This window comes from Candidatus Delongbacteria bacterium (assembly GCA_041675285.1).
Taxonomy (GTDB): domain Bacteria; phylum CAIWAD01; class CAIWAD01; order CAIWAD01; family CAIWAD01; genus CAIWAD01.
In genome coordinates this window covers 132,806-148,765 of the sequence record JBAYTZ010000009.1, presented here as the reverse complement: position 1 = coordinate 148,765, position 15,960 = coordinate 132,806, and the positions used below count along the sequence as shown (strand labels likewise).

General features: G+C 70.2%; 14 protein-coding genes. All 14 read left to right on the top strand.

Going from position 1 to position 15,960, the window contains the following annotated elements:
- Positions 1 to 222: 222 nt before the first annotated feature.
- The 14 genes from meaB to WC326_10615 all read left to right on the top strand — a co-directional run bounded on the left by meaB (position 223) and on the right by WC326_10615 (position 15,254).
- Positions 223 to 1,263, top strand: a complete 1,041-nt coding sequence (gene meaB, locus WC326_10680; GenBank protein MFA7331522.1) for a methylmalonyl Co-A mutase-associated GTPase MeaB — start codon at positions 223 to 225, stop codon at positions 1,261 to 1,263.
- A 90-nt stretch (positions 1,264 to 1,353) separates the two neighbouring features.
- Positions 1,354 to 3,663: an outer membrane protein assembly factor BamA gene (bamA, locus tag WC326_10675; GenBank protein ID MFA7331521.1), complete on the top strand. Its 2,310-nt coding sequence runs from the start codon at positions 1,354 to 1,356 to the stop codon at positions 3,661 to 3,663.
- 64 nt (positions 3,664 to 3,727) lie between these two features.
- Positions 3,728 to 4,360 (top strand): OmpH family outer membrane protein, encoded by a 633-nt coding sequence (locus tag WC326_10670; GenBank protein MFA7331520.1) that lies wholly within the window; start codon positions 3,728 to 3,730, stop codon positions 4,358 to 4,360.
- A 1-nt stretch (position 4,361) separates the two neighbouring features.
- On the top strand, positions 4,362 to 5,447 hold the full coding sequence (gene lpxD, locus WC326_10665) for a UDP-3-O-(3-hydroxymyristoyl)glucosamine N-acyltransferase (protein MFA7331519.1): 1,086 nt from the start codon (positions 4,362 to 4,364) through the stop codon (positions 5,445 to 5,447).
- Positions 5,444 to 6,832, top strand: coding sequence for a bifunctional UDP-3-O-[3-hydroxymyristoyl] N-acetylglucosamine deacetylase/3-hydroxyacyl-ACP dehydratase (locus tag WC326_10660; protein ID MFA7331518.1), 1,389 nt, complete (start codon positions 5,444 to 5,446; stop codon positions 6,830 to 6,832). Before lpxD ends, WC326_10660 begins: the two co-directional genes overlap by 4 nt.
- Positions 6,829 to 7,614, top strand: a complete 786-nt coding sequence (lpxA, locus tag WC326_10655; protein ID MFA7331517.1) for an acyl-ACP--UDP-N-acetylglucosamine O-acyltransferase — start codon at positions 6,829 to 6,831, stop codon at positions 7,612 to 7,614. Before WC326_10660 ends, lpxA begins: the two co-directional genes overlap by 4 nt.
- Positions 7,611 to 8,468, top strand: coding sequence for a hypothetical protein (locus WC326_10650; GenBank protein ID MFA7331516.1), 858 nt, complete (start codon positions 7,611 to 7,613; stop codon positions 8,466 to 8,468). The genes lpxA and WC326_10650 overlap by 4 nt, the downstream gene beginning before the upstream one ends.
- 3 nt (positions 8,469 to 8,471) lie before the next feature.
- A complete protein-coding gene (locus tag WC326_10645) occupies positions 8,472 to 9,785 on the top strand; it encodes an RsmB/NOP family class I SAM-dependent RNA methyltransferase (GenBank protein ID MFA7331515.1) in 1,314 nt (437 codons plus the stop codon).
- The gene (locus WC326_10640) at positions 9,782 to 10,567 is read left to right on the top strand and encodes a PASTA domain-containing protein (GenBank protein ID MFA7331514.1); all 786 of its coding nucleotides are present in this window, start codon (positions 9,782 to 9,784) and stop codon (positions 10,565 to 10,567) included. Before WC326_10645 ends, WC326_10640 begins: the two co-directional genes overlap by 4 nt.
- The gene (gene rpe, locus WC326_10635) at positions 10,564 to 11,241 is read left to right on the top strand and encodes a ribulose-phosphate 3-epimerase (GenBank protein ID MFA7331513.1); all 678 of its coding nucleotides are present in this window, start codon (positions 10,564 to 10,566) and stop codon (positions 11,239 to 11,241) included. Before WC326_10640 ends, rpe begins: the two co-directional genes overlap by 4 nt.
- An 86-nt stretch (positions 11,242 to 11,327) precedes the next feature.
- Positions 11,328 to 12,200, top strand: a complete 873-nt coding sequence (locus WC326_10630) for a FecR family protein (GenBank protein MFA7331512.1) — start codon at positions 11,328 to 11,330, stop codon at positions 12,198 to 12,200.
- Between the two features lie 49 nt (positions 12,201 to 12,249).
- Complete coding sequence (locus WC326_10625; GenBank protein MFA7331511.1) at positions 12,250 to 13,068, top strand: hypothetical protein; 819 nt, start codon at positions 12,250 to 12,252, stop codon at positions 13,066 to 13,068.
- A 17-nt stretch (positions 13,069 to 13,085) separates the two neighbouring features.
- Complete coding sequence (locus WC326_10620; protein MFA7331510.1) at positions 13,086 to 14,231, top strand: S-layer homology domain-containing protein; 1,146 nt, start codon at positions 13,086 to 13,088, stop codon at positions 14,229 to 14,231.
- Between the two features lie 54 nt (positions 14,232 to 14,285).
- Positions 14,286 to 15,254 (top strand): hypothetical protein, encoded by a 969-nt coding sequence (locus WC326_10615; protein ID MFA7331509.1) that lies wholly within the window; start codon positions 14,286 to 14,288, stop codon positions 15,252 to 15,254.
- Positions 15,255 to 15,960: the final 706 nt, after the last annotated feature.

Genomic DNA, 15,960 nt, shown 5'->3' with positions numbered 1-15,960 from the left:
GGGGGCCCGGCGGGGCCCCTTTGTTTGGTTGGGGCGGGGGGGGGTTGGGGGGGGGGGGGGGAACCACCACAGAGGCACGGAGACACAGAGATTTTTGGTGAGATTGGACCATTGGTTTCAAACAGGCGTGCGATGGGGTAAGGGCGGGAGAGTGGTGAAGGTGATCCGAGATTCATCCAGACATGGATTTGCTGTGCCTCTGTGTCTCTGTGGTGAGATCTGATGAAAACCCGCACGGGCAACCGGCTGGCGCCCAACCTGGATGAGCTGGAGCGCGGGGTGCTGGCGGGCAACCGGACCCGGCTGGCCCAGGCCATCACCCTGGCCGAGAGCCGCCGGGAGGAGGACGCCCGGGCCGCCGCCGAGCTGCTGCACCGGCTGGCTCCCCACACGGGCCGCAGCCTGCGGCTGGGCATCTCTGGCCCGCCCGGCGCGGGCAAGAGCACGTTCATCGACCAACTGGGCCAGCGCTTGGTCAAGGCCGGCCACCGGCTGGCCGTGCTGGCCGTGGATCCCTCCAGCCGCGTCTCCGGCGGCAGCATCCTGGGGGACAAGACCCGGATGGGCGGCCTGTCCCTGCTGGAGGAGGCCTTCATCCGCCCCAGCCCGTCGGGCGGCAGCCTGGGCGGCGTGGCCCGGCGGACGCGGGAGAGCCTGCGGCTCTGCGAGGCCGCGGGTTTCGACGTGGTGATCGTCGAAACCGTGGGGGTGGGCCAGAGCGAGGTCCAGGTCCGCGACCTGACCGACCTGTTCCTGCTCCTCCTGCTGCCGGCCTCCGGCGACGACCTGCAGGGCATCAAGCGCGGCGTGATGGAGCTGGCCGATCTGGTGGCCGTCAACAAGGCCGATGGCGACACGCGGGCCGCGGCCCTGCGCACCCAGGCCGAGATGGCCGCCGCCCTGCACATGGCCCCGGACGACGAGGAGCCGCGCCGCGTGCTGGCCTGCTCGGCCGTGAGCGGCGCAGGGTTGGACGAGATCTGGCGCGAACTGCAGGCCCTGCACGAGCGCCGGCGGGCCGGGGGCGGCCTGGAGTGCCTGCGCCGGGACCAGGAGGAGCGCTGGTTCAACCGCCTGGCCGAGGAGGCTGTGCTGGAGCGGGTCTTTCATCCCACGGCGCTGGGTCCCCTGCGCGCCCGGCTGCGCGAGCAGGTCTTCCAGGGTGACCTGCCGGCCGAGCTCGCCGTGCTGCAGCTGCTGGATGCCTGGCGGCCCCCCGCGGATTCCCAGCCCCGGGAACCCCAGGCGCCTCCCGGGGCTTGAAGCTCCGCGCCGGGCCCGCGCGTTGGTTTTGCCGGGTCGGCTCTCTACCTTCTCAACAGACTATTCATCAGCAGGAATCCCAAGCACCGGATGCGTCTACCCACCCTTTTGCTCTGGCTCCTCTGCGCGGTCGGCCCGGTTCTGGCGCAAGCCCGCGCGGACGCCGGCTCCCCCGTGCTGCTGGGCCTCACCGTCACGGGCAACCTGACCACCGACGAGCAGCTGATCCGCATCAACAGCGGGCTGCGCGTCGGCTCGGCGCTGCGTGGCGAGGACGTGCAGCAGGCCATTCGCCAGCTCTGGAGCCTGAAGCGCTTCTCGGCCGTGGAAGTGGTCCTGCAGCGCGAGCTGACGGACGGCGTCTACCTGGAGATCCAGGTGGACGAGTTGCCGCGCCTGCGCGGCCTGGAGATCCTGGGCACGGACAAGCTCAGCAAGACCCGGGTCAAGGAGGCGCTCAAGGACGTGGTGGGCGTGGGCCAGCCGGTGGGCGAGCTCGAGATCTTCCGCGTCCGCCAGGCCCTGAAGACGCTCTACGAGAAGGAGGGCTTCCGCTTGGCCGAGGTGGAGGCCACGGTGCGCGACCTGGAGGAGGGCCAGGGCGACCTCTACGTGGTGGTCAAGGAAGGCCGGCGCATCCGGATCGACGAGGTGCTGATCGTCGGCAACCAGCAGGTCTCCGACGCCAAGCTGATCCGCAAGATGAAGAAGACCCGGCCGCGGATGATCTTCCGCTCGGGCAAGTTCGACCGCGAGGCCTTCGAGGAGGACCAGGGCCTGCTGCTGGACTACCTGCACAACCAGGGCTACCGCGACGCACGCATCCTGGGCGACAGCGTCTGGATGGACGACCAGAGCGAGGACCTGAAGGTCCAGATCCGCCTCTACGAGGGCGCGCTCTACAGCGTGGGCCAGATCAGTTGGACGGGCAACACGGTCTTCAGCAACGAGGAGCTGGCGCGCTCGCTGCAGCTGCGTCCCGGCGACCCCTACTCGCGCAAGAAGTTCGAGCAGAGCGTGCAGGAGGGCCTGCACGACCAGTACTACAACCGCGGCTACATCCAGGCCCAGATCCGGCCCGTCGAGTTGCCCCGCGGGGACGCCGTCATCGACATCCGCTTCGAGATCACCGAGAACAACGTGTTCAGCGTGCGCCGGGTGGAGTTCGTCGGCAACGACAAGACCAAGGAAAAGGTCATGCGCCGGGAGATGCACCTGCAGCCCGGCGACACCTTCGACGTAGCCAAGCTGCGCCGCAGCCTGCGCGAGCTGACCATCCTCAACTACTTCGAGACCGTCAACCCCCAGGTGGATATCGCCGGCGCGGACCAGGTGGACCTGACCGTGGAGGTCAAGGAGAAGAACACCGACCAGATCATGATGAGCGCGGGCTACTCGGAACGCGACAAGCTGGTGGGCTCCATCGGCTTCTCGCTCAACAACCTGATGGGCAACGGCCAGACCCTGAGCTTCGACTGGCAGTTCGCCAAGAACTACCGCAGCCTCAACCTGGAGTTCAACGAGCCCTGGCTCTTCGACCGGCCGATCCTGGCCGGCTTCCGGGTCTTCGACATCCAGCGCACCCAGACCTACAACTGGGACTTCGACCAGCAGAGCCGGGGCGGCAGCCTGACCCTGGGCAAGCGCCTGAACTGGCCGGACAACTACTTCCGCGTCTCCAGCACCTACCGGCTGGAGGAGACCACCTACACCAACTTCGTGGACGAGTCCCGCGAGGAACTCAACAAGCGCGGGATCTACGAGGACCAGCCGGAACTCTCCAGCACGGTCTCGCTGGCCCTGGTGCGCGACAGCCGCGACCACCCCGAGTTCCCCCAGAACGGTTCCACCATCCGCCTGGACAGCGAGTTCGGCGGCGGCTACCTGGGCGGCGACCGCGACTATCAGCGCTACACGCTGGAGGCCCGCACCTACAGCCCCTTCCTGGGCCGCTTCATCCACTACAACAGCCTGGAGGCCGGGCTGGTGGACGGGCTGGGCGTGGCCGACGAGGTGCCTTGGATCAAGCGCTTCTTCATGGGCGGCAGCGGCCTCTCCCTGGGCACGCCCCTGCGCGGCTACAACGACCGCAGCGTGGGCACCGGGGAGGACGGCGGCCGGACCATGTTCAAGGCGGGCACGGAAATCCGCTTCCAATTGATCCCCAACCCCACGGTCTACGGACTGGTCTTCGGGGAAGCGGGCAACATCTGGAAGAACATCAAAAGCGCGTCGCTCAGCGACCTGAATTCCAGCGCCGGGTTGGGCCTGCGCCTGCACATGCCCATGATCGGCCTGATCGGCCTGGACTACGCCTACGGCTTCGACCGGATCAGCTCCTCCACCGGCCTGCGCGAGGGCCAGTGGGAGTTCCACTTCCAGTTCGGCCGGGAGTTCTAGGCGCGGCGCGCGGGCCGGCCACACGCCGGCCCCAGGCTCATCCACAACACAACCGGGAGACGACATGAAGCGTATCGCATTTCCCCTGCTGGGCGTCCTGCTGGCCCTGCTGGTGCTGCTGCCCCCCGCCGAGGCCAAGGACATGCGCCTGGGCGTGATCAACTCGGAGCAGGTGCTGACCAACTTCAGCGAGTACCAGACCAGCATGCGCGCCCTGAAGGAAGAGAAGGACGACTGGGACCGCCAGATCGCCACGCGCGAGTCCGAGATCGAGGCCGAAGTGGGCGACTTCCGCCTGCAGGAGAACACGCTCTCGCCGGTGACGCGCGCCGAGCGGCGTTCCAACATCGACCGCCGGATGGCCGAGCTCGACGAGTTCAAGTCCGAGATCTACGGCGAGCCCAACGGCCGCTTCTACCGGCGCAACAAGGAATTGATGGAGCCGCTGATCACCAAGGTCAACGACGCCATCAAGGCCGTGGCCGAGGAAGAGGGCTACGACATGATCCTCGACAACAGCATGCCCATCGTGGTCTACGTGCGCGAGGAGACCATCGACGTCAACCTGAACCAGAAGGTCCTGGAGAAGCTGCAGGGCAGCGCGCCCGCCGCGGCTCCCGAAGCGGCCAAGCCCGCGCCGGGCGGAACCACTCCGCCGCCCATGGGCGGCAAGACCCCCAGCGGCGGGAAGAAGTAGCATGCCCGACTGGACGCTGGCGGAGCTGGCCGAACGGCTGGGCGCCGAGCGGGTGGGCGAGGCCGGACTCGTGCTGCGCGGGTTGCGCGGCCTGGACGAGGCCGGTCCCGACGAGCTGAGCTTCCTGGCCCACCCGCGCTACCGCGACCTGGTGGCCGGTTGCCGGGCCGGGGCCCTGCTGCTGCGTCCGGCGGACGCCGGCCTGCGGCCCGCGGGCTGCGCGGCCCTGCTCTTGGAGGATCCCTACCTGGGCTTCGCCGCGGCCATGCAGCTCTTCCATCCGCCCCTGCCGGCGGCCGCCTGGGGCCGGCATCCGGCGGCCGTGGTGGCCCCGGAGGCCCAGGTCCACCCGGAGACCTGGCTGGGACCCGGTGTGGTGGTGGAGCCCGGCGCCGTGATCGGCCGGGGCACGCGCCTGCTGGGCCTGTGCTGGGTGGGCGCCGAGGCCCGGATCGGCGAGGACTGCCTGATCCACAGCGGCTGCCAGATCCGCGAGCGCTGCGTGCTGGGCCGGCGCGTGGTCCTGCAAAATGGCGTGGTAGTGGGCAGCGACGGCTTCGGCTTCGCGCCCGTGGAGGGCGGCAGCGTCAAGATTCCGCAGACCGGCCGCGTGGTGATCGAGGACGACGTGGAGGTGGGCGCCCACACCTGCCTGGACCGGGGCACCATGGGCGACACGCTGATCCGCGCCGGCGTACGGCTGGACAACCTGATCCAGATTGCCCACAACGTCGAGGTGGGCCCGGGCACGCTGATGGCCGCCCAGTCCGGCGTGGCCGGCTCCACGCGCATCGGCGCGGAGTGCCGCATCGGCGGCAGCTCGGCCATCACGGGCCACATCCGCATCGGCGACCGGGTCTCCCTCGGCGGCAACAGCGGCGTGACCGGGGCCATTCCCGACGACCGCATCTACGCCGGATTTCCCGCGCGCCCGCACCGGGAATTCCTCCAGCAGGCCGCGGCGCTGGCCCGCCTGCCCGAGTTGCTCAAGACAGTCAGGGAGCTGGAGCGCCGCCTGGCCGAGGCCGAGCGGCGCCTGGCGGGGGAGCCCGGCGCGCCCGCCGGAGAAGAGAAGAAGCACGCATGAACCTGAACCAACGCAGTCTGGAACGCGAAGCCCACCTGGAAGGGTTGGGCCTGCACACCGGGGCCAGCTGCCGGGTGACCTTCCACCCTGCGCCCGCCGGCCACGGCCTGATCTTCCGCCGCCGGGTGGAGGAGCGGGTGGTGGACATCCCGGCCCGCATCGAGCACGTCAAGGCCACGGACCGGGGCACCGTGCTGGCCGTGGACGGCGTGCGCGTGCACACCACCGAGCACCTGCTGGCGGGCCTGGCGGGCCTGGGCATCGACAACTGCCTGATCGAGCTGGACGGCCCCGAGCCGCCCATCCTGGACGGCTCCGCCCGCCCCTTCATCGAGGCCCTGCTGGCGGCCGGGATCCGCGAGCTCGAGGAGCCGCGCGATTTCCTCAGCGTAGACAAGACCGTGGTCTACCACGACGAGAGCGGCGTGGACATCGTGGTCGTCCCCTCGGAGGAGTTCCGCGTCACCTACATGGTGGACTACGCCAATCCCGCCTTGGGCACCCAGTACACCAGCATGTACGGCTGGAGCGAATTCGTCCAGGAGTACGCGCCGGCCCGCACCTTCTGCTTCGCCAGCGAACTGCTGGCCCTGCAGTCGCGCGGGCTGATCCAAGGCGGCAGCCTGGACTCCGCGCTGGTCTTCCTGGACGTGCAGGACGCGGACCTGAGCCGGCTGGAGGAGCACTTCCACGTCACCGTTGACCATGCGCGCCTGGCGGCCGGCGGCCGGATCCTGGGCGACCAGCAGCTGCACTGGCCCAACGAGCCCGTCCGCCACAAGGTGCTGGACCTGGCCGGCGACCTCTGCCTGCTGGGCCAGCCGCTCAAGGCCCACGTGCTGGTGGCCCGCGGCGGGCACACGGCCCACGTGGCGCTGGTGCGCCTGCTCAAGCAGGAGGCGGTCAAGAAGAGCCTGCAGAAGGAGTACCAGCAGCGCCTCTCGGCGGACGTGGTGTTCGACATCGCGGCCATCGAGCGCATCCTGCCCCACCGCTATCCCTTCCTGCTGGTGGACCGGATCACCGAGCTGCGTCCGGGCGAGTTCGTGCGCGGGATCAAGTGCGTGACCATCAACGAACCCTTCTTCCCGGGCCACTTTCCGGGCCACCCCATCATGCCCGGCGTGCTGATCGTCGAGGCCATGGGTCAGACGGGCGGCATTCTGCTGCTCAACAGTTTCGATCGCCCGGAGGAGAAGGTGGTCTACTTCACCTCGCTGGACAAGGTCCGCTTCCGCAAGCCCGTCAAGCCCGGCGACCAGCTGGTGCTGGAGTGCACCATGCTCAAGCAGCGCCGGGGCATGTGCCTGATGGAAGGCAAGGCCTTCGTGGACGGGCAGCTGGTCACGTCGGCGGAGATGAGCGCCATGGTGGTGGACAAGTGAGCGCGCGGATCCATCCTTCCGCCGTGGTGCACGCCGACGCCCGGCTGGGCGAGGACGTGGTGATCGGACCCTTCGCCGTCATCGAGGAGAACGTCCACCTGGCCGACGGCTGCCGGATCGGCCCCCACGCGGTGATCCACTCCGGCGCGCGGCTGGCCCGGGGCGTGGAGGTGCATCAGGGCGCCAGCGTCTCCTGCCTGCCCCAGGACCTCAAATTCCAGGGCGAGGAGAGCGTGCTGGAAGTGGGCGAACGCACGGTGATCCGCGAGTTCACGACCCTCTCCCGCGGCACATCGGAGGCCGGGGCCACACGCATCGGCGCGGGCTGCCTGATCATGGCCTACGTCCACCTGGCCCACGACTGCCAGGTGGGGGACGGCTGCATCCTGGTCAACGGCGTGCAGGTGGCCGGCCACGTGAAGATCGGCCAGCGCGTCACCCTGGGCGGCCTGGTGGCCGTGCACCAGTTCGTGCGCATCGGCGACCACGTCTTCGTGGGCGGCGGGATGGAGATCGTCAAGGACATCCCGCCCTTCATCCTGGCCAACGGCAAGCCGCTCAAGTTCACCGGGCTGAATTTGGTGGGCCTGAAGCGCCGGGGCTTCGACAGCGAGCGCCTGAAGCGCATCCGCGACCACTACCGGCTCTTCTTCGGCAAGGGCAGCCTGAACGCCAGCCAGGCCCTGGCGGCGCTGAAAGAGCGCGCCGAGCCCGGGGACGAGGACGCCGGGCTGATCATCCGCTTCCTGGAGGAGGCCGAACGCGGCATCATCGGCGGATGAACGGACGCTTCCTGCTCCATCCCGGCGGCGCCGGCTGCTGGAACATGGCCGTGGACGCGGTGCTGGCCCGCGGCTGGGACAATGCCGCGGGGCGCGGCCCGCATAAGGCTGCGCCCCGTGCGCCGCTGACCCTGCGCTGCTATTCCTGGAACCCCGCCACGCTCTCGCTGGGCCACAGCCAGGCCCACACGGAGGATCTGGCCCGCCGGGCCGCTGCCCAGGGCCTGCCCGTCGTACGGCGGGAGACCGGCGGCCGCGCCGTGCTGCACGACGAGGAGCTGACCTACTGCGTGGCCATCCCGGCGGATTCCCCCTTCCACAGCGGCAATCTGCCCCAGGCCTACCAGGAGATCAACCGCGCGCTGGCCGCCGGCCTGCGCCACCTGGGCCTGGACGTGGCACTGGAGGCGCGCCGGGTGGATCTGGCCGCCGCCTACCGCAAGGAGACCGGCGGCCTGTGCTTCGCCTCCACGGCGCAGAGCGAGGTCCTCTGGGACAACCGCAAACTGGTGGGCAGCGCCCAGCGCCAGCTGCGCGAAGGCTTGCTGCAGCACGGCAGCCTGATCGTGGCTGCCGGCCACCTGCGCATCGGCGGGCTGTTCTTCGCCGACGAGCGCCTGCGCGAGGCCGCCCGGGCCAAGCTGGCCCGCGAGACCACCTGCCTGGAGGAGGCCCTGGGGCGCCGGCCGGAATTCGGCGAGCTGGCCCTAGCCCTCAAGGCCGGGTTCGAGGAGGCCTACGGCCTGGAACTGGCGGAGGACGAGCTGCGGCCGGAGGAAGTGGCCGTGGCCCACGAGTGGGCGGAGGCCTTCCGGCCCGAGGCCGGCGCCGTCCGTCTGCCCGGCCGGGACTGACCGATGGATCTCAAGGCCCTGCTGGAGGATCTGGCCCGGCTGGAAGGCGGCGGCTGGAGCGACCGGCTGCTGCAGGCCCGGCTGAGGGACGAGAGCGGCTGGACGGGCGCGGAGCGCGCCCGGCACACGGCCCTTTGGCGGCTGGCACTGGAGAACGCCCCGCGCCACGCGGCCCTGCTGGCGCCGCGCCTGCGTCAGCGCCCGCGGCCCCTGCTGCGCGCCGCCCTGCGGCTGGGCCTCACCCTGCTGGAAGACGGCCACGCCCCCCACGCCGTCCTCAATGAACTGCTGGACGCCCTGCAGGAGCGCTCGCCCCAGGAGCGCAGCCTGGTGAACGGCGTGCTGCGCGGCTGGCTGCGTGAGCAGGCCCTGCCCGCCGCCCGCCCGACTCCGGGGGATTTTCCGCCCTGGTTCCTCGAGCTGCTGCGCAGCCTGGACGGCGAGGACGCGCTGCAACCGGCCGCCCTGGCGGGCCTGCGCCATCAGCTGTTCCGGGAGCGCGGCACCTGGCTGCGCGTGAATCTGGCCCGCTGGTCGCCGGCCGGGGCCTTGGCCGAGCTGCGCGAGGCGGGCCTGGAGCCCGTCGCCGCGCCGGAGTGCCCGCGCTACTTGCGGCTGCGCAGCCTGCCCGCGGGCGGGCTGGACGCCCTGGCCCCGCTGCAGGACGGCCGGCTGGCCGTGCAGGACCTGAGTGTCTGGGGCGCGCTGGCCCTGCTGGACCCGCCGCCGGGCAGCCGCGTGCTGGACCTCTGCGCCGCGCCGGGGGGCAAGGCGCTGGCCCTGCTGGAGGCCGATCCCGCCCTGGACCTGACCCTGGTGGAGGCCCATGCCGGGCGGGCCCGGGCCCTGGCGCGGCGGCTGGACGGCCGGGGCCGGCTGGTGGTGGCGGACGGGCGCGAGTTCCAGGGCGAGGCCTGGCCGCGCATTCTGCTGGACGCGCCCTGCTCGGGCTCGGGCAGCGTGGGACACCGGCCGGAGATTTTGGCCAAGGGCGCCGGGGCGACGACCGAGCTGTTGACCCTCCAGCGCGAACTGCTGGAGCAGGCGGTCGCCCTGCTGGCGCCGGGGGGCCGGCTGGTCTACAGCACCTGCAGCCTGGACCCGCGCGAGAATGCCGGGCAGCTGGAGGCGCTGCTGGCCCGGCATCCGGAGCTGGTGGTGCGGCCCGAGCTGGTGCCCGCGACCTTCCGCGACGCGGCGGGCGGCTGGTCCTGGATTCCCTGGCAGCGCCCGGGGCGCCAGCCCGCGGGCCGACCGGGGGCCGGCGGCGCCTGGGCCGCGGCGGTGGAGAAAATCGGGACGGAAACGCGCGCATGAGACGCAATCTTGCCCCGCAGCCCCGGGAGGAGACGGGCTCCCGGCTCTTCCGGCTGGGCGGCCTGGCCGGCCTGCTGCTGGGCCTACTGCTGCTGCTCCTGCTGGTGCTGGACTTCCTGGTGATGCCGCGGATCACGCGCCAGGGCGCCGAGACCCTGACTCCGGGCGTGCTGGGCCTGAGCCTGCCCGAGGCGGAGCAGTCCCTGCGCCAGGCCGGCTTCGAGCCGGTGGTGGAGGCGCGCCGGCCCGATCCCGCCGGGCGCTACGCTGCGGGTGCCGTAATGGGCCAGTATCCGCGACCCGGGCGGCTCTCAAAAAGTGGGCGCTCGGTCCTGCTTACGGTCTCGACGGGCGGGCGCCTGATGCGCGTGCCCGACCTGCAGGGCGCGACGCTGCGCCAGGCGCTGGGCTTGCTGGGCGACGCGCGCCTGGAGGAGGACACCCTGGCCCGGCATTGGCGCCACGACGAGCGCTTCGGCGAGGGCTGCATCGTCGCGCAACTGCCCGCGCCCGGCGACAGCCTGACGCCCGGGGACCGGGTGTCGCTGACCCTCAGCCTGGGACCGGCCCCGGAGTGGGTTTCGACCCCCAGCGTGCTGGGCCTGGGCCGCCTGGAGGCCGGGCAGTGGCTGGAACGCGCCGGCCTGGCCGTGGGCTTCGTGGACGCCCTGGCCGGGGAGGAGACGGGCCTGACGGTGCTGGAGCAGGATCCGGCGCCGGGCACCCCGCTGGTGCCGGGCTCGGCCGTGGACCTGCGCTTCAAGGAAAGGAGCCAACCATGATCCAGATCGCGCCCTCGCTGCTCTCGGCGGACCTGTTCCGGCTGGCCGAGCAGCTGGACCACTGCGCCAGCGGCGCGGCGGACCTCTTGCACCTGGACATCATGGACGGCCACTTCGTGCCCAACCTGAGCTACGGGCCGGAGTTCGTGCGCGCCGTCCGCAGCCGCAGCGCGCTGCCGCTGGACGTGCACCTGATGCTGAGCGCTCCCGGACCCTTCCTGGAACCCTTCGCCCGGGCCGGCGCGGACTGGATCTCCGTGCACCTGGAGGCCGGCCCGCATCCGGACCGCCTGCTGCAGCAGATCCGGGCCCTGGGCTGTCGGGCCGGACTGGCGCTGAATCCGGGCACCGATCCGGAGGCCCTGCGCTGGCTGACCCCGCACCTGGACTTTGTGCTGCTGATGAGCGTCAATCCGGGCTACGGCGGCCAGGCCTTCCACGAGCCCGTGCTGGAGAAGATCCGGCGCACGCGCGCCCTGCTGGACGGGCTGGGCTGCCCGGCGCCCATCCAGGTGGACGGCGGCGTGGACGCCCTTTCGGGAGGGCGCTGCGCGGCCGCCGGGGCGGAGATTCTGGTGGCCGGCTCCGCGCTCTTCCGCCAGCCCGACCTGGCTTCGGCCATCGGCGAGCTGCGCCTCCAGGCCCAGGCCGCCTGCGGGTGGAGTTCGGCGTGAGACCCGCCCGGGCAGCGGCCGAACCTTGCTCGCGGCAGGCTGAATCGCTACACTTTCCCCGTGCTTCCGGGAGTGCATGGCCCATCATGAATCAGCTGACTTCCTTGCTCATCCTACTGGCCGTGCTGGGCAGCGCCCGGTGGCCGCTCCACGCCCAGGAGTTCGACCGCACCCGGGCTGCCGCGGCCCCCACTCCGGTGACTGCCCAGGATTCATCGATGTCCGCACCGGAGGATGCCGGCCTGGGCCTGGTGAGCTACCGGGAGGGCCTGCTGGCCCGCTTCCCCGAGCGCGCGGCGGACTGGCTGGACGCGCCGCTGCGCAGCCATGTGGCCGAGGGCGACCGCGTCCGCACGGGTCCGCGGGGCCGGGCGGAAATCGAGTTCCAATCCCGCAACCTGCTGCGCCTGGCGCCTTCGACGACTTTGCGACTGGATCGGCTGGCGCAAGAAGAACAGGACGCCGCGCTGCGCGTGGACCTGCAGTTGGAGCAGGGCGAGCTCTGGGCCGAGCTGAACGGCCTGGACGAGGAGGACGAGTTCAGCGTGGGTTCCCGCGTGATGGGCGCGGCCATCACGGGGACAGGTCTGCGCGTGGCTGTGAACGAGCGCCAGGAGACCGTGCTCTCCGTCCTGCACGGCGAGGTGCGCGTGGCCGCGGATCGGGAGTCCCTGCGCGGGCAGCGACCCACGCTGACGGTGGATTCTCTGCGCAGCCTGCTCAAGGCGCCCAAGCCCAGGGGCCTGACCCGCGCGCCGACGCCCGTGGGCGGTCCCGTCCCGGTGCCCGGGCCGCACGAGGTCTCGCTGCGGGAGTGGCTGGTGATCGTCAAGACCAATCAAGAGATCCGGATCGGGTCCGACGGCCGCGTGCAGGCAGCCGGAGCGCTGCAGGCCAAGGAGAATTCGGACTGGATCCGCTGGAATCAGGAACGCAATGCCGGCGCCCCCACACGCTGACCAGGCCGGTCGGGAGCGGGGCGCGGTTCACATCAGGAAGGAGGCGACCATGCTGCGCGGAATCCGCTTGGGCGCGGTCATCGTGCTGGCCTTGGGCATCATCGGAGCCCAGGCCCAGGTCATGCAGGAATCGGCCAGTGGCAGCGTGGACTGGCAGGGCCGGATGATCCGGGCCAAGGGCATCGGGATGCCCGGTCCCAAAGGCGGGCGGGCCGGCCAGATCCGGGTGGCCCGGGCCGACGCCCTGCGCAAGATCCTTGAGACGGTCGAAGGCATGACGCTGACCTCCGAGACCACGGTGCAGGACTACATGCTGGACAACGACCGCATCCAGACCGAGGTGCGGGGCATCTGCCGAAACTTCCGCGAGGTGGGCGAACCCGTCTACCTGAGCGACGGCTCGCTGGAGCTGACGGTGGAGATGGCGCTGGGCGCCGACCTGCAGAACGCCCTGCTGGGCGAGCTGCCCTTCCAGGACGGGACGCCCGTGCCCATCCAGTACAGCGACGTGGACCCCACGAATTCCATCTACACGGGCCTGGTGGTGGATTGCTCGGGCCTGAACCTGCGGCCCGCGCTGGCGCCGCGCATCCTCTCGGAGTCCGGCGAGGAGATCTACGGCAACGCCTGGGTGGACCGGGATTGGGCGCTGAAGAACGGCCTGGTGGGCTACGTCAAGAGCGTGGACCAGGTCAAGCAGTTCCAGGACCGGGTCGGCACGCGCCCCCTGCTGGTGAAAGCCAAGAGTGTCAAGGGCGAGCAGAAGGCCGACATGATCATCGCGGACAAGGACGGCAAGATCCTGCACGCCCTGAGTGAGAACTTGAAGTTCCTCACGGAGTGTCGCGTGCTGGTGGTGGTGGACTAGCGGACAGGAGCGGGAAGATGAAGTCACTGCGCTTCCTGGGCGGCCTGGGCTGCCTGTTGGGTTGCCTGATCCTGGCGGGCCTGCAGGGCTGCGCCAAGGCTCCCCTCAAATCGGAATCCCTGCTGGATACGCCCCAGACCCACGTGGACCAGGGCCTGCGCCTGCTGGACCGCGGGGAGCTGGACGGTGCCCGGGCGGAGTTCGACCGGGCCCTGGGCCTGGATCCCAAATACTACATGGCCCATGCGGCCAAGGCCCTGCTGCTGGCCGAGACTCCGGAGGGCGGCAAGGTGGCCCTGAAGACGGCGCGCGAGGCCGTGGACATGGCGGACAACCGTTGGCAGGCCTGGATGATCCAGGCCCGCGTGCTGTCCCGCGTGCAGCCCGAGGATTGGTACAAGGACAGCCAGAAGAGCCTGGAGAAGGCGGCCGAGCTGGGCGCCCCGGCGGAGCAGGTCAGCTTCTGGCGGGGACGCACGGCGATGGAGAACCTGGATTTCCAGACCGCCGTGAGCGAGTTCGGCGTGGTGGTCTCCAAGCGCGGCGACTGGTCGGCGCCCGCCGACAAGGCCATGGCCACCTGCAACACCATCCTGCGGGCCAAGCCGGGCACGCGGGTCAGCTCCAAGATCGCCCTGGTGGAGAAAATTGACCGGGCGGACATGGCCGTCTTGCTGGTGGAGGAATTGAAACTGCCCGAAGTGATGGACAAGCGCAAGAAGCCCGCCAACGCCAGTTTCAGCGCCCCGGACGCCAAAACAGTTGAAGCTGAGCGGTTAAGCCCGGCGGACATTCAGAGCCACTGGGCCAAGAGCTGGATCGAGGATGTCCTGCGCGTGAACGGGATGGGCCTGGGCGCGGCCGGCGCTTTCGAGCCGGAAGCCACCCTGAGCCGCGGCGAGTTCGCCATGATCGTCACGGACATCCTCGTGGCGGTGAGCGGGGATCCCAAGCTGGCCACGGCCCACTTCGGCGAGACCAGCATGTTTCCCGACTTGAGTTCCAGCCACCCGTCTTACAACGCCGCCGCCCTCTGTGCCTCGCGCGGCATCCTGCAGGCGGACCTGAGCACGGGCAATTTCCAGCCGGTCGGCAGCGTGTCCGGCGCGGAGGCCCTGCTGGGCATCCGCCAGTTCCAGAACATCCTGCGCCAGAGCTTCTAGCCTGGTGGTGGTCCAGGGCCGGCGGATGCCCCGCCGGCCGTCAGGGGAGGCTGCATGATCCGATCACGGCGGGTGTGGCAGGGTGGCGTCTGCGCCGGACTCTGCCTGGTGCTGGGAAGTTGTGCCGGCCCCGGCGGAGCGGGAGGCAAGCCCGACCCTGCCGCGCGGACGGCTCCCGACTGGAACCAACCGGCTCGCCGGCTGACGGACTCCAGTTCCGACCAGTTGGCGCCCGCCTTTTCCGCCGACGGGCGGGCCCTGATCTACCAGAACAACAGCGACGGCAACTGGGAACTCTACTTCCTGGATCTGGCCGACGGCCGTCCCCAGCGGATCACCGACACGCCGGAAGCCGAGGAGGATCCCAGCTGGTCGCCGGACGGGCGCTGGATCGTCTGCACGGTCCACGTGCCCACCCTGGACGCGGATCCGCCGCGCGAGATCCTGCTGCTGGACCGCGAAGGCAAGCAGGGCCGCATCCTGGCGGCGCACGGGGCCGACGACTGGTTCCCGCGCTTCGAAGCGGACGGACGCTCGGTGATCTTCCTCTCGGACCGCGTGGACGAGCGGCGGGATCTGGCGGACGAAGAGCGCCAGTGCGCGCTGTTCCGCGTCAACCTGGAAGACGGCAGCCTGACCCAGCTGAGCGAGCCGGGCCGGCTGGCATCGCCCGTCCCCGGCCCGCGGGGCGTGGCCCTGCGGCTGGGTCCGCACAGCCTGGGCTGGCTGGGCGCCCAGGGGCTGGAGACGGCCCTGGTAGACAGCAGCCTCACCCTGGGACACCCCGACTGGCACGAAGCCCAGGGTTGGGCCGTGGCCACTCTGCAGCCTGATCAGGGCGGCCAGCTGAGTCTGCGGGGCCTCTCGGCCGCGGACTGGACGCGCCTGCCGCTGGAAGGGCGCGAGGCGGACATGTCACCGGCTTGGTCGCCGGACGGCGCCGGCCTCGCTTTTGTGGGTCGCAGCAACGGCCAGTGGGACCTGTACCTGCGCGGCACGGCAGGGGTCGTGCCTAAGCCCTGATCGAACGGCACCTTGACACATTCACTTGCCGGGCGCCTTGTTTGCCACCTTTCTGCTTGCGCCAGAAAGGTGGCGCCAAAGAGGCGCTTTTTCTCAACGTCCAGAGTCAGCCCGCCTCCCGGCGGGCTTCCGCTGGCCGACGCATGGGCTGCCTGGCTCCATGTACTCGGTTCCGCCTGACGGCGTCACCACCTGGTTCTGGTTCAGCGCTGCGCGCTTCACCTCGCTCCATCAAAGTTCTGGCGATCGACACCTCACGTGAACCATCCGTCTTCGAGTCGTTGAGTCTTCGTGCGCAAGAAGAGCTCGGGTCTGAGCCCATCCCAACCCCGGCCCAAACTAGGCTGTGTCTCCGTGACTCTGTGGTTCTGTTCGGTCCAAGACGCCTGCAGTTGACTTCGCATAAGATGTATTATGTAAACTAATAAGCTGGGAACTGCGACGATCCGACCAAGCGGCCGGCCCCGGGTCCTTCGAATCACCAATCGGGCACGGCCCGCAGATCCCGCGAATCTGTCCCCTACCGCGCAGATCCGGTTCTGAACATCGAGACTAGATCCAGGTTTTGATCCTCTTGTCTATCAATCCATGGATCGCCCGATTCACGGGATTGGCTGCGCAGACGCCGCGAATGCATGTGCGGCCCACGAGGAAGTCCGGCTGCCTCGTGGTGACTTCCCTCGCCCAACTGTACCTTGGGTTGCAA